We start from the raw sequence: 15,179 nt of genomic DNA on the forward strand, positions 1-15,179 counted from the left end.
GGGCACCGCCGAGGTCGAAAGCGCGCTGGTGGCGCATGCCGCCGTGGCCGAGGCCGCCGTGGTGGGCTATCCGCATGACATCAAGGGCCAGGGCATCTATTGCTATGTCACCCTGATGAACGACGTGGAGCCGTCGGACGAGCTGATGAAGGAACTGCGCACCTGGGTGCGCACCGAGATCGGCCCGATCGCCTCGCCCGACCTGATCCAGTGGGCCCCCGGCCTGCCCAAAACCCGCTCGGGCAAGATCATGCGCCGCATCCTGCGCAAAATCGCCGAAAACGACTACGGCGCCCTCGGCGACACATCCACACTCGCGGACCCCTCCGTCGTCGACGACCTCATCGAAAACCGCATGAACCGCTAACACCTTCCCCTGCCCGCGCCCCGATGGGCGCGAGCAATTCCTCAAGGGGCCGGTCCCGCGATCGGCCCCCTTTTTTTGCGCGAGTCGAATTACCGCTCGTCAACCTGTGATTTAGTAGATTGCCAAATCAGATCGCAAATCCTAGCGTTTGATCATGACCCAGGACCGCCCCCTTCTCGGCATCATGCTGATGCTTTGTTTCTGCGTACTCGCCCCGCTGGGCGATGCCGTTGCCAAGATCCTGTCCAACGCGATTCCCATCGGCATGACCCTCCTTGTGCGGTTCGGCATCCAGGCGCTGGTCCTGATCCCGATCGTCATCTTCACCCGGCGCCCTTGGCGCATGCGTCGGCGCACCCTGTCATTGGTCGTTCTGCGCACCGCACTGCACATCATCGGTATCGGGGCCATGTTCCTTGCCCTGCGCCACCTGCCCCTTGCCGACGCCGTGGCCATTGCCTTTGTCATGCCCTTCCTGATGCTTCTGTTGGGGAAGTTCGTGCTCAATGAAGAGGTCGGCATGCGTCGCCTGATCGCCTGCGCCGTCGGATTCATCGGCACGCTGCTGGTGATCCAGCCCAGCTTTGCCGAGGTCGGCCCTCCAGCCCTGCTCCCCCTTGTCGTGGCGGTGGTCTTCGCGCTGTTCATGCTGGTCACACGCCAGATCGCCAAGGAAACCGACCCGATTTCACTTCAGGCCGTGAGCGGCGTCATGGCCGTGGTTGCGATCCTGCCAATGCTGGCCCTTGGCGCCGCCTTTGACCTGCCCGAACTGCAACTCGTCCGGCCAGACACGCAAACCGCCTGGCTTTTGCTGGTGATCGGCCTCATGGGCACCGCTGCGCACCTCTTGATGACATGGTCGCTGCGCTATGCACCCTCGACGACGCTGGCTCCGATGCAATACCTGGAAATACCCTTTGCCACGCTGATCGGCTGGATCATCTTCCAGGATCTGCCCAACGGACTGGCGGCAATCGGTATCCTGATCACCATTGCCTCGGGTCTCTATATCGTCTTCAGAGAGCGTGCCATGAGCCGCGTTGCGCCGCCAGTGCCCTAGCCACGCATTCCAGCCACTTGCGGGGCAGGATCACCAGCATCTTGGGCGCGGTCATCTCAAGCCGCACCGCCCCCATTGCCTCGTTTGACGTGCCGATACGTCCATCCGGCGTGAACACCAACCCGTTGATCGGCCACCGCAGCCCTTCGGACACGCCTTCTACAAGGCCCATTGGAAACAGCGACACCCGCGTCCCCGCCTCAAGCGGCAATTCCAGAACCGGCGGGGCCAGAAAGGCGATATCCGTGTCGCTGAGCAGGATACAGCGTTTGTCCGGATGGCGCACCAGCCCGTTGTAACAGGCCAGCTGGTGATCCAGCCGCGCCCCCGTGAACCCGGCCCCGAGCAGAACCGGCGCCGCGACAGAACGCAACGCCTTGTCGAAATCCGTGCTTTCCTGTTCCGCGATCCGGTGGATCCTGTCTTCGGGAATCCCGGCTGCCACCAGCGCCGAAAGTGAGTCCATATCGCCAATCACAGCCTCGGGCATCAGCCCCAATGCGCGGCAATGCGCCCCGCCGCCATCCACGGCAACCAGCCGCCCGGCGGCGTCAAGGCATCGTTTCAGATCATTTTTTGCCAGTTCGCCCGCACCGACCAAAGTGATTGGTTCCGAACTATCAACAATAACCGTCATTTTGCCGGATTTCCCCCCGTTCTGATCGACAGGCCACAAATTGGCCATAAAATGATACCCTGCCTACCACAGAATCGGTCACGTTTCGTCGCTCCTGTCGTGGTAAACAGGATGTCGAGCAGTGCAAAGGACCCGCATTCCATGGTGACGAATAACAAAGTACTCACGGTTTCCTATGGGACGTTTTCCTGTACCCTTGAAGGGTTCGAGGACTCTTTCGATACGATGAAAGCCATTGCGGAATATTTCCGCGATCTGGCCGCAGACGACCGATATTTCGGTGCCGAGCCTCCGACACCTGACGCCGAAATGCTCGCCCGCATCGCCGAACGCGAGATCGAACGACGGGTCCAGGCACGCGTCGATCACGGAGCAATCGTGCTGAGCGCCGCGGCTGCCGCATCCCCGGCAGCGGCAGAGACCTCTGTCGCCGACCCGGTTGAAGAAACCAAAGCGCCTGCGCCGAAGCAGGACGTCAGCGAAGAAGTAACCGAAGTCGCGGAAGCTGCCGAAACCATCGAATCCGACGAAACCGATCAGGCTGTCGTTGCCACCCTCACGGACGAGGCCGCTCCTGCGCAGCAGGCCGAGCCGGAGGAAGTTGAATCCGAAGAAACCGGGGTGGCCGCCGAGGCGGCAGAAACGGACCAAGGCGCGGATACGGACGAAGACGCTGTCGAAGATGTCATGTCACAGGCTGCGGAAGAACGTTCCGAAACGGCTTTCCCCGTTGCCGAAGAGCCGGGCACCCCGATCATCGAAGCCACCGACTCTGATGAAATCGAAGACGCGTTGGAAATGGACACGTCTGCCGAGACTGCCGAAGCGCTTCCCGAAGCCGAAGACATCGTCGAAGAAGAACTCGCCGAATTCGTCGACGAAGCAGAAACACTTGAGGACGAAATCTTCGCCGAGGCAGATGAAGGCACCGCCCCGGTTGTCGCCGAAGAGGCGGCAGACGCCGAAGATGCGTTCGCCGACTGGGACGATGAAGAAGACGACGTCGACCCGGAATACGAGGTCAACTCGATCGCCGCCAAGCTCGAGCGCATCCGCGCAGTGGTATCGCGCGTCGAAGAAGAGCCCGAAGATGACTTCTCCGAAGACGAACATGCCGAAGACGTCCCCGCAGAAGACACCTTCCTTGCCGATACTGTGCATCAGGTCGAAGAAGCGCTCGCCGCTGAAGACCAGCCCGAGGACACGCCCCAGCCGCTGCGCGCCCGCGTCGTGCGCATGAAACGTGCCGATTTCGAAGAAGCCGTCGCTTCCGGCCTGCTCGAAGCTGAGCCGGTTGAGGATGACGAGGACGAAGACATGTCCCTTGAGGACGGAACCAGCCTCTCGCCCGAGGACGAAGCCGAACTTCTCGCGGAACTGGCCGAGGTCGAAGCCGAGCTTGATGTGCTCGCCTCTTACGAGGATGACGCCGATGAGACCGTTTCTGAGGAGCGTGCGGAAGCCGAGGCCCCCACGCAAACCGAAGAGGACGACGAACCGTTCGTCCTGACCGATGCGGTCGAAACACCCGATGAAGATCCGGCCCCCAAGGCATCCGAACAGCTTGCCGAAGCCGCTGGCGGCGGGGATGACCTGTCCCGCCTGATGGCCAAGGCCGAAAGCGAAATGCAAGAGCCGGTGGGCAAGGGCCGCCGTCAGGCAATCGCCCATTTGCGGGCCGCCGTAAAGGCGACCAAGGCCGAGAAAGAGGCCGGGAACGATATGTCGCGCCGCGACCACTCCGAGGCGTATCGCGATGATCTGGCCAGCGTTGTGCGCGCGGTCCCCGGCGGTGCGAGCGCGGACAAACCCCGCGAGCGCAGCGAAGCGCCGCTCAAGCTGGTGGCCGCACAGCGAGTCGACGCCCCCGCGCCCGCCCCGGAGCGCGATCCCGCACCCGAAGTGGCCGAGGCCGCCAAAGCCGCAGAACCGGCCCCCGACACCGCACCGCGCGCGCCCGTGCGTCCGCGCCGCGTCTCCGCCGAGCGGATCGACCGCGAGGAGCTCGCCCGCAATGCCGCGCCGGTTGGCACCTCGGCCAAGGTTCAGGGAGATTTTCAAGCCTATGCCACCAGCGTCGGCGCCACGCGCCTTCCCGAAGTTCTCGAAGCGGCAGCGGCCTATCTCACCTTCGTCGAGGGCCACGACCGGTTCTCGCGCCCGATGCTGATGCGCATGGCGCGCGACGCCAACGAAGACGAATTCTCCCGCGAGATCGGCCTGCGCAGCTTCGGCCAACTCCTGCGTGAGAAAAAGATCGAGAAGATCGCCGGCGGCCGCTTCACGGCCAAACCCTCCATCGGCTTCAAGCCCGATGACAGGGCCGTCGGATAAACACCTGTAAGTCAAAGAAAAAAGGCGCCCCAAGGGGCGCCTTTTTCAGTTCTCGGAATCGGCATCCGGGTCCGGTTGCCCGATCCCCTTGAACAGGGATTTGAATGGCAAAATCCACAGGATCCCCAATAGCACATAGACCCCAAGCTCCACCAGGATCGACGGTCGATTGATCAACGCGACAACATTGACGGCCAGGATGATGTAAATCGGCAGCCCCACGACCAGCACAAGCAAAGCCAGCCGCTTGCGGGTCTTGTATTTCAAAGCCATGCGCGCGTCTCCTTTTTCAAGGCCGTTACGGTCCTAGTCGGCAAACGGATCTGTCACGAGGATCGTATCTTCGCGCTCGGGACTGGTCGACAGCATCGCCACCGGGCAATCAATCAGCTCTTCCACGCGACGCACATACTTGATCGCATTTGCCGGAAGATCGGCCCAGCTGCGCGCGCCCTCTGTCGATTCCGACCAGCCCGGAAGCTCTTCGTAAATCGGCGTGCAACGGGCTTGCTGATCCGCCGCCGTCGGCAGGTAATCCAGCCGCTCTCCATCGAGATCATAGCCGACACAGATCTTCAGCGTCTCGAACCCGTCCAGTACGTCCAGCTTGGTCAGCGCAATGCCGCTCACCCCGCTCGTGGCACAGGTCTGGCGCAGCAGCGCCGCATCGAACCAGCCACAACGCCGCTTGCGCCCGGTGGTGGTGCCGAACTCATGGCCCCGCTCGCCCAGCCGCTGTCCGTCATCATCAAACAGCTCGGTCGGGAACGGCCCCTCGCCCACACGGGTGGTGTATGCTTTCACGATGCCCAGCACGAAGTCGATCGAATTCGGCCCGATGCCAACCCCGGTCGCCGACTGTCCGGCAATAACATTCGACGAGGTCACAAAGGGATAGGTGCCAAAATCAATGTCCAGAAGCGCGCCCTGCGCCCCTTCAAACAGGATCCGCTTGCCCGCTTTGCGTTTCTCGTTGAGAACCTTCCACACCGGCGCCGCGAAGGGCAGGATCTGGGGGGCAATCTCTTTCAACTGCGCAATCAGCGCATCGCGGTCCACCGGCTCGATGCCAAGCCCCTTGCGCAGCGGATCATGGTGCTGCAGAGCCCGGTCAACACGCGCCTCAAGCGTCGCCTCATCTGCCAGGTCCATGACCCGAACCGCACGGCGCCCGACCTTGTCCTCGTAACAGGGGCCAATGCCGCGCCCGGTCGTGCCGATCTTGGTGCCCTTGCTGGCCGCTTCCTCGCGCGCCCGGTCCAATTCGCCGTGGATCGGCAGAATCAGCGGCGTGTTTTCCGCGATCATCAGCGTTTCCGGGCTGATCTCGACGCCCTGTGCGCGCACGGTTTCGATCTCGTTGACCAGGTGCCAGGGGTCGAGAACAACCCCGTTGCCGATCACGCTCAGCTTGCCGCCGCGCACGACACCCGAAGGCAACGCGTGCAGCTTGTAGACCTTGCCGTCAATGACCAGCGTATGCCCGGCATTGTGACCGCCCTGAAACCGCGCGATCACATCCGCACGCTCACTCAACCAGTCGACGATCTTGCCTTTTCCCTCGTCGCCCCACTGAGCGCCGACGACAACCACATTGGCCATGTCCGAGTCCTTTATATCCGGTGTCAAACCCGCGCCCTTTTAGCCATGTTGAACGCGACACGAAACCGCAAATGTGCCGCAGCACTGGACAGAGCGCCCCATTTCGCGCAAAGCATAAGAAAAAAAGCCGAACAAGGGGTCCAAAATGGGGCTGTTGCTGCGTTGGGTCTTTGCCTTCCTGCTTCTGGCACTGACCTTCAACCCAACCGAGTGGAGCTACGTCCACTGGAGCATGGAAAACTACATCGAGGAAATGCCGCTGACAGTGCTTCTGGGGCTGCTGCTGCTGATCGGCTATATCATCTACCTGCGCGCCACGCTCCGCTCGATCGGGGGGTTTGGCATGCTTCTGGTCCTGGCGGTGGTCGCTGCGCTCGTCTGGGTTCTCTATGACTGGAACATGCTTGATCTGGACAACCGCGACATGAACACCTGGATCGCCATCCTTGCACTGTCGATCGTGCTGGGTGTCGGTCTTGGGTGGTCCATCGTCCGCCGAATGCTGTCCGGCCAGTACGACATGGACGATGTGGACAGCTGACAGGTCCGCAAGGGGCGCTGCCCCCGCCGCAGCAAGCTGCGTCTCCCCCGGGGTATTTCCGGAAAAAGAAAGATCACCCCCGCGCAGTCTTTTGCCCGAGCCGACCAACATGAGGGCTGGCGTCTTTAACGCGACAGTTTCACCGGCGATCCGTGCGGCGTGTTCAGATAGGCCGTCTCCCAGGCCGCGCGCATGGCCTCTACCGCCTCTGCTTCTGCCAGACCTTTTTCGCGCAGCAGGTTTTCCAGGGTCTCAAGCCAGGCAAGAAAATAGTCATCCCCCCCATCGAGCGCCCGGGAGACCCCATGCCGCTTGAGTGTCTCGCCAAAGGCTTGCGTCCAGCTCGGCCAGTCGAAATGCCCGGCTTCATTGAGAAACACCGTCAAGGCAAAGACCTGCGCGTGCCAGGGCGCTTCGAATACGGGGTCGGGACGCGCGCTCATACCGGCTCCAGATAGCTTTGCCACATGTCCACAACCACCTCGTCACCTTCAGCCGCGTCTTCGCCCCAGACATCCCGCGCCGAAAACGCCACCGCATAGAGAGGCTCGGGACAGTCGCCAAACCCGTGCGCGCTTGCATCAGGCAGCACATGCACGCCATGCAAAAGCACGATCTCGCCCGGCATACCCGCCGCATAGGATGGCAGGCGCGTATGCCCCCCGCTCACCCGGGTGTTGCGCGCGGGGTGGCGCGACCGCACTCGATCCCCTTTTGCAAACCGGGGCGCTGTACCATCGCGCTCATAGGGGCTTCCAGCAGCGAGAACATCTGCCACGGCCTCTGCCTTCAAAACCCGCTCTGCGAGTTCGGAAACCGACGTTGCATGACCGGAGGACAGTTCCTCCTCGCTGACAACCCCGGTCCTGACCAGCAGATCCGCCAGCGCCGCCAGCCATTTTTCATAGTAGGAAAACCGCGCATAGTCTTTTGGGCTCAGGCATTCCCGCGCGTGGCGCGAGGTATCGATATTCCATTTCCCAAGGGCTCCGGCCGCCAGCGTCAATGCCAGCGCACGCGCGTGCCAGTCCTCGGCATAGACGGCATTGTCCGCCGGGTTCACCGCGCCATCCCCGTGGCGCCCGCCCATGTCATGCACCCGGCTCATGTTGCGGGTCCTTCGGCCAAACCTGTGCCAACCATGGAATCACGCGTGATCAGCGCCGCGAGATCCTCTTCGGACCAGCCTTCCGTCCCTTCCGGGCGCTGAGGTACCACCAGATAGCGAATCTCGGCGGTTGAATCCCAGACCCGGACCTTGACGTCATCGGGCAGGTTGACCCCGAACTCGGCAAGCACCTTGCGTGGTTCGCGCACCACGCGCGCCCGATAGGCATCCGACTTGTACCACCCCGGCGGGATGCCCAGCAAAGGCCACGGGTAACAGCTGCATAGCGTACAGACGACGACGTTATGAACCGCGTCGGTGTTCTCGACGAACACCATATGTTCGCCCTGCCGCCCATAAAGCCCCATCTCGCGCAATCCCGGCATCGGGTCGCGCAGCATTTCTTCACGGAAGGCCGGGTCGTTCCACATCTTTGCCACCACCCGCGCGCCGTTCTTCGGCCCGATCCGGTTCTGGTAGGTGTCGATGATCTCATCCAGAGCGGCCGGATCCACCAGCCCCTTCTCGGTTAGGATAGTTTCGAGTGCGCGCACCCGCAACGCGGGGTCCGGGGGCAACAATGAATGCGGGTGGTCGTGATCATGTGGCATGCACAATGCTTGCCATCGTCCGTCCAACCTGTCCAGCATGTCGCGGCGGCACACGGGATTTCCCTCCACGGGTCTGTTCCTGCATGCGCTGGCGGCAAACCGCGGCTTTCCGACGCCCCGTCCCGATGCGCCAGCCACTTTCGGGCACCACGGCGGAGCGATTTCCGCCTCGACCCGGACGATTGCTTTCTCTTTTGAACAAACTGGCGGGACCCGGGTTTGGCCAGCTGACAAACACGCGGTCGGAAACCGTCTTGCCCCCCGGGCCAAACTTGCCTACATAGCGCGCTGAACCAACCGAACGCTCGCTTTACAGGTCTCCATGGAAAACGTTGTCCTCATCATCCACCTTCTTCTCGCGCTGGCCCTGATCGGGGTTGTGCTGATGCAACGGTCCGAGGGCGGTGGCCTGGGTATGGGCGGCGGCGGTGGCGGCGCCATGACGGGCCGCGCGGCAGCGACGGCCCTGGGCAAGATTACCTGGATCCTCGCGGCGGCGTTCATCTGCACCTCGATCGCCCTGACGATCATCGCAGCCAAGAACTCCTCGTCCAGCTCGGTCTTCGACCGTCTCGGCACCGAGGCCCCGGCCGAAGAAACCACCGCACCGGTGGTGCCGTCGGGCGATTCCCTGCTGCCCCCCAGCGAAGGCGACAACAGCCCGCTGGTTCCGCGCGCCGACTAAAACCCGCGCAGCTTACACATAGTTTCTGGTCCGGGTTTCGGGCCACCACCACAGCTTGAGGCACCAAATCGGGGCGCAACAGCATCTTGCGGTCCGGTTGCCAAAAGCTTGCGAATCCTATATGGCTCAAGTCCCGTGATGCTGTGACAGTTTTTGCTGTTTCGGGCGCATAAAATTCGATGATCACGGGGGACGCCAACCAGATGGCACGCTATATCTTCATTACCGGCGGTGTTGTTTCTTCTCTGGGCAAAGGACTGGCCTCGGCCGCTCTTGGTGCTCTCTTGCAGGCCCGTGGCTATACCGTCCGCCTGCGCAAGCTCGATCCCTATCTCAACGTCGATCCCGGCACCATGTCGCCCTTTGAACATGGCGAAGTCTTTGTCACCGATGATGGCGCCGAAACCGATCTCGACCTTGGCCACTACGAACGCTTCACCGGCGTCCCCGCCCGCATGACCGACAGCGTCTCCTCGGGGCGCATCTATTCCAACGTGCTCGAAAAGGAACGCCGCGGCGATTACCTCGGAAAAACCATCCAGGTCGTCCCCCACGTCACCAACGAGATCAAGGATTTCATCAATATCGGCGATGATGAGGTGGATTTCATGCTCTGCGAGATCGGCGGCACCGTCGGCGACATCGAGGGCCTCCCCTTCTTCGAAGCCATCCGCCAGTTCTCGCACGACAAGCCGCGCGGCCAGTGCATCTTCATGCACCTGACACTCCTGCCATGGCTCGCCGCCTCCGGTGAACTCAAGACCAAGCCGACCCAGCACTCGGTCAAGGAGCTGCAATCCATCGGTATCGCGCCTGACATCCTCGTCTGCCGTTCCGAACAGCCGATCCCCGAGAAAGAGCGCCAGAAAATCGCGCTGTTCTGTAACGTGCGCAAAGAGGCCGTCGTGGCCGCCTATGACCTCAAGTCGATCTACGAAGCGCCGCTGGCCTATCACCGCGAAGGACTTGATCAGGCCGTGCTGGACGCTTTCGGCATCGCCCCTGCCCCGCGCCCGGACCTTTCGGTCTGGGAAGACGTGAACGACCGCATCCACAACACCGATGGCAACGTCAATATCGCTATCGTTGGCAAATACACCCAGCTTGAAGACGCCTATAAATCCATCAAAGAGGCGCTGACCCATGGCGGCATGCACAACCGGGTCAAGGTGAACGTATCCTGGGTTGATGCCGAGGTGTTCGACAAGGAAGACGCCGCGCCTTATCTCGAAGGCTATGACGCAATCCTCGTGCCGGGCGGCTTTGGCGAACGCGGCACCGAAGGCAAGATCAAGGCCGCACAGTTCGCCCGCGAACATAAGGTGCCCTATCTCGGCATCTGTCTGGGCATGCAAATGGCCGTGATCGAAGCGGCCCGCAACGTGGCTGGCATCAAAGATGCAGGCTCCGAGGAATTCGATCACGAGGCCGGCGAAAAGCGTTTCGAACCGGTGGTTTACCACCTCAAGGAATGGGTTCAGGGCAACGCCAAGGTCACGCGCAAACATGACGACGACAAGGGCGGCACCATGCGTCTTGGCGCCTATGACGCCGTGCTTTCCGATGGTTCCAAGGTGGCCGGGGTTTATGGTGGCACCGCGATTGAGGAACGCCACCGCCACCGCTACGAAGTCGACACGACCTACCGCGCCAAGCTTGAAGAGTGCGGTTTGAAATTCTCCGGCATGTCGCCCGATGGCCGCCTGCCCGAGATCGTGGAATGGGAAGATCACCCGTGGTTCATCGGCGTCCAGTTCCACCCGGAACTGAAGTCGAAACCGTTTGATCCCCACCCCCTCTTCCGCGAATTCGTGCGCGCGGCCAAGGAAAACTCGCGATTGGTCTAAGAACGGCCCCGGCCCGACCGCCACACGGTCGGGCTTTTGCTTCTATTTGCCGAAACGTGTCCGCATGGCCTCCATGTCATAGGGTTTTTCGACCAACCCTTCCGGCTCCCATTCGCTGCGTTCCGCTTCGAAGAAGTCCCCGCCATAAACGTGGATCGCGGCCGTCAGGCGCGGGATCGGGTTGGTGACCGAGTGGATGATATCCGGCCCCATCGGACACACATCCCCCGTCGACAATGCCCGCGCGCCCGCCGCCTCAATCAACCCGTCGGGATGATCCTTGATGCGGCGCCAAAAGATATTGTCCTCGCGCCCGCCATAAATCCCGATCACCGCCCACATCTCGTGATTATGCGGCGGTACCGTGAAAGAGGGTCGCCAGGCGAGGTTCAGAATGGTCAGATCCGCCGACTGATACAACGGTGTGATACCCGGCTCTGTCGGCTCGCCGAGCGCGGTCATTACCCCCGAAGGATCAGACATCGCGCGCTTGACGACCTCGGCGGCCGCCTTATGGGTTGGGTCACGATCCACCGCATCGCGGCAATCGGAAACGAAACGATCAATATCAAACATGGTGCGCCTCCCTGCACCCAGCATACCATAATACCAGCCCAATTGCTTGCCACGCGGTGGGACGGCAACACGCCCCCCTTGCCCCAGAACCTTGCCAACGCCTTGCGCACGCTCGATTAACACATGCCCAAAAGACGCAAAATCCGGCCCTCCACCGACGTAATACCGATGTAATACCGACGTGATACCGATGCGCAAATCCAGCAAAACAAGGCCGTTAACCATTCGAATCGCAGCCCGTCGCGCAGAATTCATTTTGTCGCCCTCACGCATCGCGCTATCCTTCTCCCATGCGACAGCTTGCGGCGCTCCTTTTCGGAACCAGCCTGCTCGCAACCGCGTCGGCGGCTTGCGAGGCGCCCATCTGCGTGGTTGATGCCGACACGCTCTTTCTCGCCCGCACCATCACCTTTGACGATCAACCCTCCTCTTTCGGGGTCGGGCGGCAGGTTGAAGACGTATTGATTCAGCCCGGTGTGTCCTTTGGCGAACGCTTTGCCGGGCAAAGCCTTACACGCGAAGGCAATTACGACCGGGTTGGCGGCACGGCGCTGGCGCCGCTGACCGTGATCCCTGGCGCGCCGGGTCAAACCCTTGGAATCCTGCGCCTTATGGCCACCTCGGTCCTGCATGGCCATGGCCCCGAAGGCTTCCCGAAACGCGAAGCCACAGGCGAAGGCGCCATTGCCGCCCTGTTTGAAAACGATCAATCCGCCATCGCCTTCGACATCCGCGGTGGCGAACAGGGCGAAGCCACGGTGACTTTCCTGCGCCGTGACGGACACCCAATCCATAGCCTTCGCCTTGGCCCTCTTGCCGAAGCCACTTACGGTTTTAAGCGCCGCGACGACATCAGCGATATTGCCGGGCTGGTGATCGAAAATGCAGACCCGGAAGGCATCGCCCTCGACAACCTGCGCTTTGACCGCAATGCCGTGCTCAGCCTTCTGTTAACCGACTGACATGAAACGCTTGTTCCTTGTGGCCCTGCTTATCGCGGCCCCGGCAAGGGCCGAGATCCATACCGTTCCCTATGGCGACCTGCTCGACCGGCTTGATACGCGCATCGGTTTTGAAACCCTGCCCCGCAAACCCGAACCCGGCATTCGGCTTGATGCCCCGATCCGCCTTCCCGGTATCTGGATCGGAGAGCATTTCGCCGGTCAGATTATCTCCGGCGCCCCCCACGATCACCTCTCGGTTGCGGCCGCCAAACGCCCCTTGCGCCTGCGCCCGGGACCAAAGGGCCAAAACCTCTCGGTCGCCTATCATCGCGGCTTTGGCTCCAATGCGCTTTTCCCCCTTGGCCCGGACGGGTTTGACGCCATCTCCGGGCGCGGCGAAGGCGCGGTGGCCATCCTTTTTGACAACCCCCAGCCCGAGATCGGATTCCGCCTTCACAGCGACTATCCCGCCCCCCTTGGCGCAACCGCCGCCCAAGGCACGGTCACGGTCCACTTCTTCAACATCAAGGGCCAATCCCTTGCATTGCAAGAGTTTTCTCCCGAGCGGGGTCCTGTGGGTCACGGCTTTGCCTGCCCTGGCGGCGCCGCCTGCATCTCGGGTGTGGTGATCACCAACACCGATCCCGGCGGCATCGCGATGGATGACATCCTGTTCCAGCAACGCCGCCCGCTTTTCTGATCCTTACTTCGCGGCGAATCTTGCCAAGTGATCCATTCTGTATAAGCCTTGGGCACAACAGGAAAACCAGCGGGGGAACACCATGGCCAAAGGCTATTGGATCGGACGCGTCGATGTCGACGACATTGACGGCTACATGAAATATGTCGAGGCGAACGCCAAACCCTTTGCCGCTTATGGCGCGCGGTTTCTCGTGCGCGGCGGGCAATTCGAAAACCCCGAAGGCACCGCCCGCCAGCGCAATGTCGTGATCGAGTTCCCATCCTATCAGGCCGCCCTCGACTGCTATGAATCCGCAGATTACCAGGCGGCCAAGGCCCTGCGAGTACCGGTCAGCACCGGTGACATCGTCATTGTCGAAGGTTACGACGCCTGATGTGGGACGCCCTTCTGACCCGCCTACGCGGCAAACCGAAACCCACCGCCCTGCCTGAACCGGATGAAAAGCTCGCCCTTGGCGCACTTCTGGTGCGCGTGGCCAAGTCCGACAACCACTATGATGCTGACGAGATTGGAGAAATCGACCGCATTCTCGCGGGCACCTTCGGCCTCAACCCGATCCAGGCCGCCAAGATGCGCGCCACCTGTGAAAAACTCGAAGCCGCCGCGCCCGGCACCCCGGATTTCGCGCTTCTGATCCGCCAGAATGTCGACTATCCGCACCGTTTGGAAATGGTTCAGGCGCTCTGGCGCGTCATCATGGCGGATGGCGATCACGTCCCGGCAGAAGATGCCAGCCTGCACGAGATCGAGGCCATGCTTGGCATAAAACCGGAAGATTCTCCGGCTGCTTAGCGCGCAGGCGGTCGGTTAATCTCTTTTAAACGTAGTGGTTGTAAGGTCGGGCATTGCAGCTTCAAAATCGGCGGCTTACATCTGGGATCATGTTTGCTGATCTCCTGAAACGCCTGACCGCGCCCGCCCCTGCCCCTCTTGACGACGGCGATGCGCGACTCGCCCTGACCGCCCTTCTGGTGCGGATCGCCCGCACTGACGGCGATTATGCACAGGAAGAGGCGGCCCAGATCGAGGACGTCACCGCGCGCCGCTACGGGCTGTCCGCGATCGAAGCCGCGACCCTGCGCCAACAGGGTGAAACCCTCGAGGCCGAGGCCCCGGACACGGTGCGTTTCACCCGCGCCATCAAAGACGCCGTCCCGCTCGATGATCGTATCGCGGTGATCGAGGCCATGTGGCAGGTGGTTCTGGCAGATGGGCAGCGCGACGCCGAAGAAGACGCCCTCGTCCGCCTCGCCGCAAGCCTTCTGGGCATCAATGACCGCGACAGCGCACTGGCCCGCCAGAGGGTTTCGGCAGGGACATGATCGCAAGCCTGGCCATGTATGACAGGCCGGAGACGGCCGCCGCCAATGACCGGCTCTGGCGCGCCGTGCGGGACCATCTTGGCCATGGCCCCGATACCCTTACCCGCGACGCCGATCTCTGGCAGGTCTGGCAATCCCCCGACCTTCTGCTGGCGCAAACGTGCGGTTTTCCCTTCCGCGCCCGGCTCCATGATCAGGTCACACTTGTTGCCACGCCGGATTACGGCCTGCCCGGCTGCCCGCCGGGCTACTACAACTCCGTGCTGGTCACAAATGTCGACCACCCGGCAACCTCACTGGCCGATTTCGACGGCGCGCGTCTGGCCTATAACGAGGCGCTCTCCCAATCCGGCTGGGCCGCCCCGCACGCCTATTTCGCCGCGCACGACCTGCGAATCGGCCCCCGGGTCGTTACCGGCGCACACCGTGACTCGGCCCGGGCCGTGGCCGAGAACCGCGCTGACATCGCCGCCCTGGACGCTCTGACATGGCATTACATTCAGCAGTTTGACCCTTTCGCCCATCTCCTGCGCGAAATAGACCACACCGCGCCCACCCCGGCCCTGCCCTTTATCACTGCGCGCGCACAAGACCCTGCCCCGCTGCGCAACGCGCTCAAGGCCGCGATCAGCGACCTTGCTCCGGCGGACCGCGCGCTTTTGTCCCTTCGCGATGTGCTTGTCATCCCCGAGGCCGCGTATCTGGCCGTTCCAACACCGCCCGCCCCCTGACCAAACGCCCGTTTGAGGCGCCAATTCGGCAGAATTCCCCCTGCGTCACCCCTTTTGAACATTGCATTTGCGCTTTTTTTCATCCCTATTGAGGCACTGATACAAACA

General features: G+C 62.1%; 19 protein-coding genes. 12 read left to right on the forward strand and 7 right to left on the reverse strand.

Features of this window, described 5'->3' with window-relative positions; genetic code table 11:
• Both BMZ35_RS15155 and BMZ35_RS15160 read left to right on the forward strand, forming a co-directional pair.
• The coding region (locus BMZ35_RS15155; RefSeq protein ID WP_423227762.1) for an AMP-binding enzyme at positions 1-367 on the forward strand (367 nt) is incomplete at its 5' end.
• A gap of 154 nt (positions 368-521) precedes the next feature.
• Entirely contained in the window at positions 522-1,430 is a 909-nt protein-coding gene (locus BMZ35_RS15160) for a DMT family transporter (RefSeq protein ID WP_093094722.1), read from the forward strand.
• Here BMZ35_RS15160 and BMZ35_RS15165 read toward each other — a convergent pair.
• Positions 1,387-2,067: a thiamine diphosphokinase gene (locus BMZ35_RS15165; protein ID WP_093095122.1), complete on the reverse strand. Its 681-nt coding sequence runs from the start codon at positions 2,065-2,067 to the stop codon at positions 1,387-1,389. The genes BMZ35_RS15160 and BMZ35_RS15165 overlap by 44 nt on opposite strands.
• A gap of 141 nt (positions 2,068-2,208) precedes the next feature.
• On the opposite strand from BMZ35_RS15165, the gene BMZ35_RS15170 reads away from it, so the two are divergent.
• On the forward strand, positions 2,209-4,401 hold the full coding sequence (locus BMZ35_RS15170) for a hypothetical protein (RefSeq protein ID WP_093094723.1): 2,193 nt from the start codon (positions 2,209-2,211) through the stop codon (positions 4,399-4,401).
• A 45-nt stretch (positions 4,402-4,446) separates the two neighbouring features.
• Here the strand turns inward: BMZ35_RS15170 and BMZ35_RS15175 are convergent, their stop codons facing one another.
• Positions 4,447-4,674 (reverse strand): DUF2842 domain-containing protein, encoded by a 228-nt coding sequence (locus BMZ35_RS15175; RefSeq protein WP_093094724.1) that lies wholly within the window; start codon positions 4,672-4,674, stop codon positions 4,447-4,449.
• A gap of 33 nt (positions 4,675-4,707) precedes the next feature.
• Positions 4,708-6,003, reverse strand: coding sequence for an adenylosuccinate synthase (locus BMZ35_RS15180; protein ID WP_093094725.1), 1,296 nt, complete (start codon positions 6,001-6,003; stop codon positions 4,708-4,710).
• 145 nt (positions 6,004-6,148) lie between these two features.
• Between BMZ35_RS15180 and BMZ35_RS15185 the strand changes: the two genes are divergently transcribed.
• Positions 6,149-6,544 (forward strand): DUF6524 family protein, encoded by a 396-nt coding sequence (locus tag BMZ35_RS15185; RefSeq protein WP_093094726.1) that lies wholly within the window; start codon positions 6,149-6,151, stop codon positions 6,542-6,544.
• A 125-nt stretch (positions 6,545-6,669) separates the two neighbouring features.
• Here the strand turns inward: BMZ35_RS15185 and BMZ35_RS15190 are convergent, their stop codons facing one another.
• The 3 genes from BMZ35_RS15190 to nthA are packed head-to-tail and all read right to left on the reverse strand — an operon-like array spanning position 6,670 to position 8,263.
• Positions 6,670-6,987: a nitrile hydratase accessory protein gene (locus BMZ35_RS15190; RefSeq protein WP_093094727.1), complete on the reverse strand. Its 318-nt coding sequence runs from the start codon at positions 6,985-6,987 to the stop codon at positions 6,670-6,672.
• A complete protein-coding gene (gene nthB / locus BMZ35_RS15195) occupies positions 6,984-7,652 on the reverse strand; it encodes a nitrile hydratase subunit beta (protein ID WP_093094728.1) in 669 nt (222 codons plus the stop codon). The genes BMZ35_RS15190 and nthB overlap by 4 nt, the downstream gene beginning before the upstream one ends.
• On the reverse strand, positions 7,649-8,263 hold the full coding sequence (gene nthA / locus BMZ35_RS15200; protein ID WP_093094729.1) for a nitrile hydratase subunit alpha: 615 nt from the start codon (positions 8,261-8,263) through the stop codon (positions 7,649-7,651). Before nthA ends, nthB begins: the two co-directional genes overlap by 4 nt.
• Before the next feature lie 322 nt (positions 8,264-8,585).
• Here nthA and secG point away from each other — a divergent pair, with 322 nt between their 5' ends.
• Complete coding sequence (secG, locus tag BMZ35_RS15205) at positions 8,586-8,948, forward strand: preprotein translocase subunit SecG (RefSeq protein ID WP_093094730.1); 363 nt, start codon at positions 8,586-8,588, stop codon at positions 8,946-8,948.
• A gap of 203 nt (positions 8,949-9,151) precedes the next feature.
• Entirely contained in the window at positions 9,152-10,795 is a 1,644-nt protein-coding gene (locus BMZ35_RS15210) for a CTP synthase (protein ID WP_093095124.1), read from the forward strand.
• 42 nt (positions 10,796-10,837) lie between these two features.
• On the opposite strand, the gene BMZ35_RS15215 is transcribed toward BMZ35_RS15210, so the two are convergent.
• A complete protein-coding gene (locus BMZ35_RS15215; protein ID WP_242654820.1) occupies positions 10,838-11,596 on the reverse strand; it encodes a cysteine dioxygenase family protein in 759 nt (252 codons plus the stop codon).
• Between the two features lie 65 nt (positions 11,597-11,661).
• On the opposite strand from BMZ35_RS15215, the gene BMZ35_RS15220 reads away from it, so the two are divergent.
• The 6 genes from BMZ35_RS15220 (at position 11,662) to BMZ35_RS15245 (ending at position 15,071) form a co-directional block, all read left to right on the forward strand.
• Positions 11,662-12,333, forward strand: a complete 672-nt coding sequence (locus BMZ35_RS15220; RefSeq protein ID WP_093094731.1) for a hypothetical protein — start codon at positions 11,662-11,664, stop codon at positions 12,331-12,333.
• Between the two features lies 1 nt (position 12,334).
• The gene (locus tag BMZ35_RS15225) at positions 12,335-13,015 is read left to right on the forward strand and encodes a hypothetical protein (RefSeq protein WP_093094732.1); all 681 of its coding nucleotides are present in this window, start codon (positions 12,335-12,337) and stop codon (positions 13,013-13,015) included.
• A gap of 82 nt (positions 13,016-13,097) precedes the next feature.
• Positions 13,098-13,391 carry a DUF1330 domain-containing protein gene (locus tag BMZ35_RS15230; protein ID WP_093094733.1) on the forward strand — a complete coding sequence of 98 codons (294 nt, stop codon included), beginning with the start codon at positions 13,098-13,100 and terminating at the stop codon, positions 13,389-13,391.
• Positions 13,391-13,810 (forward strand): tellurite resistance TerB family protein, encoded by a 420-nt coding sequence (locus BMZ35_RS15235; RefSeq protein ID WP_093094734.1) that lies wholly within the window; start codon positions 13,391-13,393, stop codon positions 13,808-13,810. Before BMZ35_RS15230 ends, BMZ35_RS15235 begins: the two co-directional genes overlap by 1 nt.
• 89 nt (positions 13,811-13,899) lie before the next feature.
• Entirely contained in the window at positions 13,900-14,340 is a 441-nt protein-coding gene (locus BMZ35_RS15240; protein WP_093094735.1) for a tellurite resistance TerB family protein, read from the forward strand.
• A complete protein-coding gene (locus BMZ35_RS15245) occupies positions 14,337-15,071 on the forward strand; it encodes a phosphate/phosphite/phosphonate ABC transporter substrate-binding protein (protein ID WP_093094736.1) in 735 nt (244 codons plus the stop codon). The genes BMZ35_RS15240 and BMZ35_RS15245 overlap by 4 nt, the downstream gene beginning before the upstream one ends.
• Positions 15,072-15,179 lie beyond the last annotated feature (108 nt).

Origin of the sequence: Shimia aestuarii (assembly GCF_900114635.1) — a bacterium.
In the GTDB taxonomy this organism is placed as follows: domain Bacteria; phylum Pseudomonadota; class Alphaproteobacteria; order Rhodobacterales; family Rhodobacteraceae; genus Shimia; species Shimia aestuarii.

Bases quoted from the DNA above. Each gene is read 5' to 3' on its own strand.
- BMZ35_RS15160 (WP_093094722.1), top strand. From the start codon at position 522: ATGACCCAGGACCGCCCCCTTCTCGGCATCATGCTGATGCTTTGTTTC.
- BMZ35_RS15165 (WP_093095122.1), bottom strand. From the start codon at position 2,067: ATGACGGTTATTGTTGATAGTTCGGAACCAATCACTTTGGTCGGTGCG.
- BMZ35_RS15170 (WP_093094723.1), top strand. From the start codon at position 2,209: ATGGTGACGAATAACAAAGTACTCACGGTTTCCTATGGGACGTTTTCC.
- BMZ35_RS15175 (WP_093094724.1), bottom strand. From the start codon at position 4,674: ATGGCTTTGAAATACAAGACCCGCAAGCGGCTGGCTTTGCTTGTGCTG.
- BMZ35_RS15180 (WP_093094725.1), bottom strand. From the start codon at position 6,003: ATGGCCAATGTGGTTGTCGTCGGCGCTCAGTGGGGCGACGAGGGAAAA.
- BMZ35_RS15185 (WP_093094726.1), top strand. From the start codon at position 6,149: ATGGGGCTGTTGCTGCGTTGGGTCTTTGCCTTCCTGCTTCTGGCACTG.
- BMZ35_RS15190 (WP_093094727.1), bottom strand. From the start codon at position 6,987: ATGAGCGCGCGTCCCGACCCCGTATTCGAAGCGCCCTGGCACGCGCAG.
- nthB (WP_093094728.1), bottom strand. From the start codon at position 7,652: ATGAGCCGGGTGCATGACATGGGCGGGCGCCACGGGGATGGCGCGGTG.
- nthA (WP_093094729.1), bottom strand. From the start codon at position 8,263: ATGCCACATGATCACGACCACCCGCATTCATTGTTGCCCCCGGACCCC.
- secG (WP_093094730.1), top strand. From the start codon at position 8,586: ATGGAAAACGTTGTCCTCATCATCCACCTTCTTCTCGCGCTGGCCCTG.
- BMZ35_RS15210 (WP_093095124.1), top strand. From the start codon at position 9,152: ATGGCACGCTATATCTTCATTACCGGCGGTGTTGTTTCTTCTCTGGGC.
- BMZ35_RS15215 (WP_242654820.1), bottom strand. From the start codon at position 11,596: ATGGTTAACGGCCTTGTTTTGCTGGATTTGCGCATCGGTATCACGTCG.
- BMZ35_RS15220 (WP_093094731.1), top strand. From the start codon at position 11,662: ATGCGACAGCTTGCGGCGCTCCTTTTCGGAACCAGCCTGCTCGCAACC.
- BMZ35_RS15225 (WP_093094732.1), top strand. From the start codon at position 12,335: ATGAAACGCTTGTTCCTTGTGGCCCTGCTTATCGCGGCCCCGGCAAGG.
- BMZ35_RS15230 (WP_093094733.1), top strand. From the start codon at position 13,098: ATGGCCAAAGGCTATTGGATCGGACGCGTCGATGTCGACGACATTGAC.
- BMZ35_RS15235 (WP_093094734.1), top strand. From the start codon at position 13,391: ATGTGGGACGCCCTTCTGACCCGCCTACGCGGCAAACCGAAACCCACC.
- BMZ35_RS15240 (WP_093094735.1), top strand. From the start codon at position 13,900: ATGTTTGCTGATCTCCTGAAACGCCTGACCGCGCCCGCCCCTGCCCCT.
- BMZ35_RS15245 (WP_093094736.1), top strand. From the start codon at position 14,337: ATGATCGCAAGCCTGGCCATGTATGACAGGCCGGAGACGGCCGCCGCC.